The organism is Hydrogenimonas sp. (assembly GCF_029933015.1).
GTDB lineage: Bacteria > Campylobacterota > Campylobacteria > Campylobacterales > Hydrogenimonadaceae > Hydrogenimonas.
This window is the reverse complement of the sequence record NZ_JAOZOZ010000068.1, coordinates 1-8,394: the sequence shown is the minus strand read 5'-3', so window position 1 is coordinate 8,394 and position 8,394 is coordinate 1. Positions and strand designations below refer to the sequence as shown.

9 protein-coding genes and 1 pseudogene are annotated in these 8,394 nt (G+C 56.2%); 4 read left to right on the top strand and 6 right to left on the bottom strand.

Going from position 1 to position 8,394, the window contains the following annotated elements:
- Positions 1-182: pseudogene (prfB, locus tag Q1K23_RS05970) on the bottom strand (peptide chain release factor 2); the annotation flags it as partial.
- A 59-nt stretch (positions 183-241) separates the two neighbouring features.
- On the opposite strand from prfB, the gene panC reads away from it, so the two are divergent.
- Positions 242-1,063, top strand: coding sequence for a pantoate--beta-alanine ligase (panC, locus tag Q1K23_RS05965; RefSeq protein ID WP_300363240.1), 822 nt, complete (start codon positions 242-244; stop codon positions 1,061-1,063).
- 31 nt (positions 1,064-1,094) lie between these two features.
- Here panC and Q1K23_RS05960 read toward each other — a convergent pair whose 3' ends face one another.
- The 5 genes from Q1K23_RS05960 to Q1K23_RS05940 form a co-directional block, all read right to left on the bottom strand.
- On the bottom strand, positions 1,095-2,924 hold the full coding sequence (locus Q1K23_RS05960) for a penicillin-binding protein 2 (RefSeq protein WP_300363239.1): 1,830 nt from the start codon (positions 2,922-2,924) through the stop codon (positions 1,095-1,097).
- Between the two features lie 20 nt (positions 2,925-2,944).
- Positions 2,945-3,250 carry a flagellar hook-basal body complex protein FliE gene (fliE, locus tag Q1K23_RS05955; RefSeq protein ID WP_300363238.1) on the bottom strand — a complete coding sequence of 102 codons (306 nt, stop codon included), beginning with the start codon at positions 3,248-3,250 and terminating at the stop codon, positions 2,945-2,947.
- 14 nt (positions 3,251-3,264) lie between these two features.
- Positions 3,265-3,759 (bottom strand): flagellar basal body rod protein FlgC, encoded by a 495-nt coding sequence (flgC, locus tag Q1K23_RS05950; RefSeq protein WP_300363237.1) that lies wholly within the window; start codon positions 3,757-3,759, stop codon positions 3,265-3,267.
- A 16-nt stretch (positions 3,760-3,775) separates the two neighbouring features.
- Complete coding sequence (gene flgB, locus Q1K23_RS05945) at positions 3,776-4,198, bottom strand: flagellar basal body rod protein FlgB (RefSeq protein ID WP_300363236.1); 423 nt, start codon at positions 4,196-4,198, stop codon at positions 3,776-3,778.
- A 61-nt stretch (positions 4,199-4,259) separates the two neighbouring features.
- A complete protein-coding gene (locus Q1K23_RS05940; RefSeq protein WP_300363235.1) occupies positions 4,260-5,228 on the bottom strand; it encodes a glucosaminidase domain-containing protein in 969 nt (322 codons plus the stop codon).
- Positions 5,229-5,275: 47 nt separating this feature from the next.
- On the opposite strand from Q1K23_RS05940, the gene Q1K23_RS05935 reads away from it, so the two are divergent.
- The 3 genes from Q1K23_RS05935 (at position 5,276) to murG (ending at position 8,361) form a co-directional block, all read left to right on the top strand.
- The gene (locus tag Q1K23_RS05935) at positions 5,276-6,457 is read left to right on the top strand and encodes an FtsW/RodA/SpoVE family cell cycle protein (protein ID WP_300363234.1); all 1,182 of its coding nucleotides are present in this window, start codon (positions 5,276-5,278) and stop codon (positions 6,455-6,457) included.
- 146 nt (positions 6,458-6,603) lie between these two features.
- Positions 6,604-7,308 (top strand): dUTP diphosphatase, encoded by a 705-nt coding sequence (locus tag Q1K23_RS05930; RefSeq protein ID WP_300363233.1) that lies wholly within the window; start codon positions 6,604-6,606, stop codon positions 7,306-7,308.
- Between the two features lie 3 nt (positions 7,309-7,311).
- A complete protein-coding gene (gene murG / locus Q1K23_RS05925) occupies positions 7,312-8,361 on the top strand; it encodes an undecaprenyldiphospho-muramoylpentapeptide beta-N-acetylglucosaminyltransferase (RefSeq protein WP_300363232.1) in 1,050 nt (349 codons plus the stop codon).
- The last annotated feature ends 33 nt before the right edge of the window (positions 8,362-8,394 follow it).

Genomic DNA, 8,394 nt, shown 5'->3' with positions numbered 1-8,394 from the left:
CGGTTTTTCTCCTTCTGGATCTCGCCCGCTTTCTTTGCGTCGCTCCAGAAATCCTCCTGCATCTCCATCTCAGAGATCTCTTCGAGGCGTTTTTTTATCTCTTCGGGCTTGATGATGTTTCTGATATTCTCTATTTTTGTCTGAAGTTTTTTCATAAGTTCCGAAAATTCGTAGCTGTCCACTCTATGTCCTTGCTATAATTGTTATAAAATTTATTGGAATTATACCCAAAAGGCTTCCTGTGCAAATTATCAAAAATATCGAAGAGATGCAAGCCCTCAGAGGGAAAATGGAAGGGAGTGTCGGTTTCGTCCCGACGATGGGTGCACTGCACCAGGGACACCTGACATTGATCCGCCAGGCCCGGGCGGAAAACGACCACGTGGTCGTTTCGGTTTTCGTCAATCCGACCCAGTTCCTGCCCGGAGAGGATCTGGAGAAATACCCCAGGCGCGAAGAGGCGGACAGGAAGATCTGCGATCTGGCGGGTGTGGACGCTCTCTTCATGCCGGAAATCGGTGCGATGTACCATGACGACGAGGTGAAACTCAAAGCGCCCGCCTATCTGGGCTACATCCTCGAAGGCCATCGGCGTCCCGGCCATTTCGACGGTGTCGTACAGGTGGTGATGAAACTCTTCAACCTGATCCGTCCCACCCGTGCCTATTTCGGCAAGAAGGATGCCCAGCAGCTGAGAATTCTGCAAAAGATGGTCGAGGACTTTTTTATGTCCGTAGAGATCGTCCCTGTCGATACGGTCAGGGAAGAGGACGGTCTGGCGCTCAGCAGCCGAAACGTCTATCTGAGCCCGGAGGAGAGAGAGAGGGCCCTGAGCATCTCCCGGTCTCTGAAGCGGGCGTCGCGGCTGGTCATGGCCGGTGAGACCGACGCGGAGGCGATCCGACTGGCGATGGAGGATATGATGAGAGAGATCGACGTGGAGTATATCGCCGTCGTCGACCGCGATTTCAGACCGCTGGAGAGGGTGAAGCTCAAAGAGACGATCATCCTCGTGGCCGCTCGGGTAGGCCATACCCGTCTGATCGACAACATCTGGATATAGCCTCCGGTGAAGAGCCGGAGAGATGATCGGCTCAGTGGTGTTTTTTCAGTTTGGCGTAGACGCCCAGTGAGGGGTCGGGAACCAGTTCGCCCTGTTCGATCATCAGTTCGACGATCTGCCTGAAGACGGGGACGGCGGACATCGCCGCGAAGTAGTGGTAGGGTTTCTTCGCCTGTCTCACCAGCACGCCGATCGTGTAGCGGTGGGTTTTGTCGTTGGCGAAGCCGATGAAGGAGCTGTTGTAGAGCCTCGCGTAGCCTCCCTTTTTCGACGCGATATGGGCCGTTCCTGTCTTGCCTCCCACCTGAACACCCGGTATCTGTGCTTTGGTACCGGTTCCCTTGGCGACGACCTTTTCCAGGATTCTCAGCATCTTGAAAGCGGTGGCGGGAGGAATGATCTGCCTATCCTCTCCGTTTTTCATGACGGGATAGTGTCTGCCCATCGGATCGACGATGTCCGAGACGATCTTCGGCTCCACCAGGCGGCCTTTGTTGTTGAAGACGTTGTAGGCGCGCACCAGCTGCATCAGGGTGGCCCGCATCCCGTAGCCGTACCCGACGGTCGCCTTGTAGATTTCGCTCTCCATCTGGGTGACGTGGGGCATGATGCCTCTGTGCTCGTAGGGCAGATCGATTCCGGTCTTCTCGGTGAATCCGAAATCCTTCAGCCCCTCGACGAAGTCGATACCGTCGAGGCGCTGGGCCAGCTGGGCGATCCCGATGTTGGAGGAGTAGACGATGACGTTTTCGGCACTCATCCACGCCTCTTTGTGTTCGTCGGTGATCACCTTTCTGCCGAGTTTGAAGCGGCCGTTCCATGTGCGCACCACCTCCATCGGGTTGACCTTGTGGTGTCTCAGCAGCAGGGCGAAGGTGATCGGCTTCATGACCGATCCCGGCTCGTAGGTATACTCCACCGCGGCGACGTTGAGGGAGGGGTAGTCCCTTTTGCGGATATAGTCGGGGTCGTAGCGGTTGGAAGTGGCGATGGAGAGGATCTTTCCGCTTTCGGCCTCCATGATGCAGGCGATCACCTCCTTGGCGTCGTGCTCCTTTTTCGCGTTGTCCAGCAGCGCTTCGAGGGCCTTCTGAAGGCCGACGGCGATGTTGAGGTGGATCGTCATCCCGTCGATGGCCGGGCGGACGAAGCTGTCGGCGTTGAGAATGATCGTGTTGCCGATATCGCGCTCCCCTTTGACGAGGCCGTTTTGGATCGGGCGCAGCTCCTCTTCGTAGTACTTCTCCAGTCCCTTGACGCCGGCGGGCCGGGTGAAGCCGTCCTCCTCCCGTTTGCGCATGTATCCCATGACGGGTGTCAGGATATCTTTGTAGGCGAAGATTCTCGACTCGCCGCTTTCCGTGATGCTGAGGCCGTATTTGATGATGCGGCCGCTTTTGGTCTGGTAGGGGATGAAGACCTTCAGCAGCCTGAGTTTTCTGGCGAGCTCCTTGAGGTATTTGGCCCGGTTGGCGTCGATGGAGTAGGAGAGGACCACGTTGCCCTTTTTTCTCAGCCTCTTTTCGATCTCTTCCGCCGGGATGCCGCTGTAGATGCTGAAGAGATTGACGAAGAGCTCCTTTTTGTCGGGATCGATGTTGTTGGTGTTGATCATCGCCTTGTAGAGTTTCTGGCTGAAGGCGAGTTTGAAACCCTCCTTGCTGACGATGCTGCCGCGAAGGGCACGGTTGGTTTCGCTGCTGATGAGTTTGGGGATGTGCCGGCTCCCTACGGCCGTGTGGAAGATCGACGCGACGAAAACGAGCACGCCGATCACCAGCAGTATCAGCAGGACGAGAAGTTTTGTCTTCTTGCCGATCCGTTTGTCGAGTTCGCTGGAAGATGAGAAGATGGGCGACACGTCGTAGTGTTCGTCTGAAGTTAGATCTGGGTTCTGAGGATCTCTTTGTACGCATTGATCGCCTTGTTGCGTACTTCGAGCATCATTTTCATACTGAGTTCGGCTTTGTCGATGGCGATGGCGGCCTGATGGAGATCCTTCACCTGGCCCGTCGCGATATCGCTCATCGCCTTCTGTCCCTCTTTCTGCAGCTCGTTGACTTCGTTCAGCGTCTCTTTCAGAACGTCGCCGAAATCCTTCCCTTCCGTTTTGGCCGTTTTGTTTTTGCCCTGCAGAAGGTCGCTGGTGGAGAGTTGTTGGCCGATGCCTTGAACGTTTTTGTCCATGATACTCCCTGTTCTTACGCTCTTAAGATGTCGATGGCGCTGGTGGCCATCGCTTTGACACTCTGGAAAGCCGCGACGTTGGCCTGATAGGCGCGGGTCGCTTCGATAAGATCGGCCATTTCGATGACCGGGTTGATGTTCGGATAGGCCACATACCCTTCGGCGTTGGCGTCGGGGTGGGAGGGATCGTATTTCATTTTCGGTTCCCTGTCGTCGCGCACCACTTTGTCCACGAGGACGCCCATGACCGGCGGGTTGGCGCTTGTGCCCCCGGTTCCTTCCTCCAGCGGGTCGGAGTAGGGGAGCAGTTCCGTATCTTTACCTATTTTACTCTGTAAAACTTTATCGAAATTGAAAGCCTTGAAAACCACTTCGCGCCGCCGGTAGGGGCCACCCTCGTCGGTGCGGGTCGTGTTGGCGTTGGCGATGTTGGCGCTGATGACGTTGACGCGGAAGCGCTGGGCAGAAAGACCGTATCCGTTGATGTCGAAACTGTTCAGGAATGCCATGGCGACTTCCTCCTACTTATATTTTGGCCGATGCGTCGAGGACGCTTCTGAAGATGGCGCTGTCTTTTTTGAGCGCGGCGACCAGGGCGTTGTACATGACCGTGTTTTTCGCCATTTCGGTCGTCTCCACGTCCAGATCCACCGTGTTGCCGTCGTTGCGTGCCAGATGTCCGTCGCGAAAGAAGATTTCCGCTTTTTCGCCGCCGGTCGCATGAGGGGAACGGATATGGTGACTGTCGGTGACGGCCATTTCGAGTGTGGCGGAGCGTTTTGGAAAGATGCGCCGTTTTTCGTCGACGAGAAGGTTTTCGAACGAGATATCCCGGGCTTTGTAGTTGGGTGTGTCGACATTGGCGATGTTGGAGCTGATCATATCCTGGCGCAGCGCGCGGTAATCGAGTCCCCTGGCCATCAGTCCGTGGACGCGGCTTATCTCCATTACAAAATCCTTCCGTTGGGTTGCATGAAAACAAGCAAAAAACGTTCCCAAAAAGGAAAAATCAGGCGTCCGGATGGATGATAACAGGAGCGTTGTCGCTCAGTTTCGCCCTGTCGAGCCATTGGAGGTTGTTGGCGCGGATCACCGTGAGGAGTTCCTGGATATAGGCTTCGCCCCTTTCGGAGTAGCTCTCGAGCGTCGGGGCCAGCTCCGTGCCGGAGAGCGGTCGATTTTCACTGCGGAGTCTGGCTCTCAGCTCGCGAAACCGGCGGTAGGCCGGATGGGTGTTGAGGTTGAGCAGGTAGGCCCGGATCGAGTCGAGAGGTGTCCGGAAAGAGGCGAGGCCGTAGTTGCCAAGCCGGGTTCTCTGCTCTTTCGGCTTGATGGAGGTTTCGCTGAAACTCCACTGCCCGAAGAGAGCGTTTCCCTCGGCGGCGAAACGGGAGGTCCCCCAGCCGCTCTCCACCGCGCCCTGGGCGAGAATCAGTGAAGGGGGGACGATATCGACCCGCAGCGTGAGCTCTTTGAGCTTTTGGGGCGTGAGTATATCGTTTCTTTTTTTGATGACCTTGTATTTGAGGGCGAGTTCTCTGAGCCATCGGCTCTCTTTTCTGGAGACGGGGGCTTCCGGGATTTTTTTGAGAATGTCCATCAGTTTCCGGCGCTCTTCGGCGATCTCCCGGTTCGCCCTCAGCGCACCGGACGCCAGAAGTCTCAGGAAGATACTCTTTTTCACTTCGATGGGGATGTTCTTCGCCTCGTCGGACCATCGTCTCGAGATGCGGGTCAGTTCGATGTTTGGGATCGTTTCGAGCCCTTTTTCGAAGGCTTTTTTCGTATAGCCGAGATTGTCCAGGATCTGGATGGTCTGCATGTAGGATTTGACGGTATAGCGAAGAAATTTCGGCTCTTTGGCCTTTTTCTCCTCTTTCGTGACCGGGGTTTCGCAACCTGCGAAAAAGAGAAGAGAGAGAGTAACGAAAGGTATGGAAAAAATGCGTGAAAAGCAAACCTTCTTATCAGTTAACATTACATATAATAACAAAATTCCAATGCCATTTCAAAAGAACAAACCGTATGATCGATCGCCCACTCTTTCTCGCCGCCGTCACACTGATCGTGATCGGCATCATTTTCAGCTATTCGCTTTCGGCCTATACGGTACTTCTCTACAATGCACCGCCCTACCATTTTCTGCTTCGCCAGTTCGTGGCGGGGATGGCGGGAATCGTTCTGATGTGGTTCATAGCTCGGCAGGATCCGGGCAGGACCGTGGTATGGATCGGCTTCACGCTGCTGATCGTTTCCGCTCTGCTGATGGTCGCCACCCCCTTCCTGCCCGAGCAGATCGCCAGAGAGGTGGGCGGGGCGAAGCGGTGGATCCGGCTGGGTCCCGTATCGTTGGCGCCCGTGGAGTTTTTCAAGGTGGGTTTCGTCTTTTTCCTTGCGTGGAGCTTCTCCAGGCGCGTTCTGCCAAAACACGCGGCACGCTCCGAGGATGTGCGCTACACGCTCAAAGAGGAGCTGTTTCTGCTGCTGCCCTATATCATCGTCTTCGCCGCGATCATGTTCATCATCGCGATCTTCCAGAACGACCTGGGACAGGTGGTCGTGCTGGCGGCGACGCTTCTGTTCATGATGATTTTCGCAGGAAGCAGCATACGGATCTTCGGTCTTTCGATTCTGGTGGCACTGGTGGGGGTCGTGGGCTTCATCGTCACCTCGCCCCACCGGATCGAACGCTTCAAGGGATGGTGGTTCATGCTCCAGAACGCCATCGCGAAGATTTTCCCCCAGTGGGCCCATGCGGTTCCGAAAGTGAGCCTGGCCGAAGAGCCCTACCAGGTGAGCAACTCGCTTCATGCGATCCATCATGGAGGGCTTTTTGGCGTGGGGCTGGGCAACGGCGTGCTGAAGCTGGGTTTTCTGAGTGAAGTGCATACCGACTTCGTACTGGCGGGGATGGCCGAGGAGATCGGTGTCGTGGGTGTGCTGGCCGTGGTCATGCTGCTGCTTTTCGTGATATACAGGCTGCTGAAGATCGCGGGCAGGGTCAGGAACAACATCTACTATCTCTACTGTTCGGGTCTTGCGATGATCATAGGGTTCGCCTTTCTGATCAACGCGCTGGGCATCAGCGGCGTCATTCCGCTCAAGGGAATCGCCGTGCCCTTTCTGAGCTACGGGGGATCCCAGATCGTCGCCCTGTCGGTCGGCATCGGTCTGGCGCTCTCCATGAGCAAAGAAGCGAAATTATGAATGAAACAAGCCATGGGCAAAGCCCATCGGCTTGGCGGGGACTGAGCGTTTCCCACATCTCCCTGAAGCTACGAAAGCCGACGCTTTCGAGATGACGTTCCATTGATGAGGAACGTCAGGGATTTGCATAACTATGAGGAGTCGAGATGGATGACAAGCTTAAAAAACTGAAAGAGATGTTCGCCCTGCAGAACCGGCTGAACGACGATACCAACGGACCCAGGTGGCGGGAAGGTGTGACGAAGCAGGGAAAGGTGATCAACTGGAAGCGCTGCATCGTCATGGAGAGTGCGGAACTGATCGACAGCTTTTCGTGGAAACACTGGAAAAACATCGCCGGCGGGATCGATCTGGAGAACATCAGGATCGAGATGGTCGATATCTGGCATTTCGTGATGAGCTACATTTTGCGTTTCAATACGCCTGAAGAGGCGGCGAAACTGGCGCTGACGACGATGAAAGAGAGCGCCGTCAGACTGCCGGAGTCGTGGAGCGAAAAGGACGACGCCCGCATCGAAACGCTGCTGGAGCCCTTCGAAAACCTGATGGCGCTGGCTCTGATCAAAAGCGACAGTCGCGAATACCTCGAAGAGCTGCTGGAGCAGTTCTGGGAGTGTGTCGATGCGGTGGGGATGGATTTCGGCGAGCTCTACCGTCTCTATATCGGCAAAAACGCCCTCAACCAGTTTCGCCAGCAGCACGGCTACAAAGAGGGCACCTACACCAAGGTTTGGAACGGCAGGGAGGACAACGTGGTGCTCCAGGAGATCCTGGCCCAGACTCCCGACATCACCTACGACGCCCTGCTCGACATGCTGGAAAAAGAGTACGCCAAAGCCACGGAGCGATAAATTTTGAGTCCCAAAAACTCAACACTCAACACTCAACACTCAATACTCCTAACCGGCGGCGGTACGGGCGGACATCTGGCGATCGTGCGTGCGGTGAAAGAGGAGCTTCTGGGGCGAGGTATCCGACCCTTCTACATCGGCAGCGAAAGTGGCCAGGATCGGGCGTGGTTCGGTGACGACGAGACGTTTGAGAACCGTCTCTTTCTGCCGACACGGGGTGTCGTGAATCGCAGAGGCTTCGAAAAGATGTCGTCCATTCTGCAGATGCTCAAAGCCGCGAAGCGGGCCCGCCATTTCATGAAAAAACATCGTATCCAAGCCGTACTGAGCGTGGGAGGCTTTTCGGCGGCACCCGCCTCCTTCGCAGCGATTCTTTCGGGTATCCCCCTCTATATCCACGAGCAAAACGCCGTCAGCGGTCGTCTCAACAGGCTTCTGAAACCCTTCGCGCGACGCTTTTTCTCCTCCTACGGAGAAGGGAGAATCGACTATCCGGTGGCCGATATCTTTTTCGAGACGGCACGGATTCGCACAGAGATCAAAAGTGTCATATTTCTGGGAGGCAGCCAGGGTGCCCGGGCCATCAACGACTTCGCTCTGAAGATGGCCCCCCGTCTGCATCGCCGCGGTATCGCCATCATTCATCAGACGGGCGCTTCCGATTACGAGCGCATCAGGGATGCCTACGGGTCGCTCGGCATCGAGGCCGACGTTTTCGCTTTCGACAGAGCGATCCATACAAAGATCGCCGCCGCCGATTGCGCCGTCAGCCGCGCCGGCGCCAGCACTCTCTGGGAACTGGCCGCCAACCGCATTCCCACCCTTTTCGTTCCCTACCCCTACGCCGCCGGCGACCATCAGTACCACAACGCCCGCTATCTCGCCGAGCGCCGCGCCGGATGGGTCGTTCGCCAGGAGGCGCTGGAGAGCGGCGTTCTTCTGGAGATTCTGGAAAGCGACATCGCGTCGGTTTCCGAGAATCTGGCCGACCTGATCGAGCCGAAAGGGGCGAAGATCGTCGTCGATGCGATTCTTGGAGAGGAGAGAGGATGAGGATTTTCGAATATGTCGCCGCCGCGCTGCTGC

Excerpts from the sequence above, each read along its gene's own strand:
- Q1K23_RS05935 (WP_300363234.1), top strand. The coding sequence starts at position 5,276 with ATGATCGATCGCCCACTCTTTCTCGCCGCCGTCACACTGATCGTGATC.
- Q1K23_RS05940 (WP_300363235.1), bottom strand. The coding sequence starts at position 5,228 with ATGTTAACTGATAAGAAGGTTTGCTTTTCACGCATTTTTTCCATACCT.
- flgB (WP_300363236.1), bottom strand. The coding sequence starts at position 4,198 with ATGGAGATAAGCCGCGTCCACGGACTGATGGCCAGGGGACTCGATTAC.
- Q1K23_RS05930 (WP_300363233.1), top strand. The coding sequence starts at position 6,604 with ATGGATGACAAGCTTAAAAAACTGAAAGAGATGTTCGCCCTGCAGAAC.
- flgC (WP_300363237.1), bottom strand. The coding sequence starts at position 3,759 with ATGGCATTCCTGAACAGTTTCGACATCAACGGATACGGTCTTTCTGCC.
- fliE (WP_300363238.1), bottom strand. The coding sequence starts at position 3,250 with ATGGACAAAAACGTTCAAGGCATCGGCCAACAACTCTCCACCAGCGAC.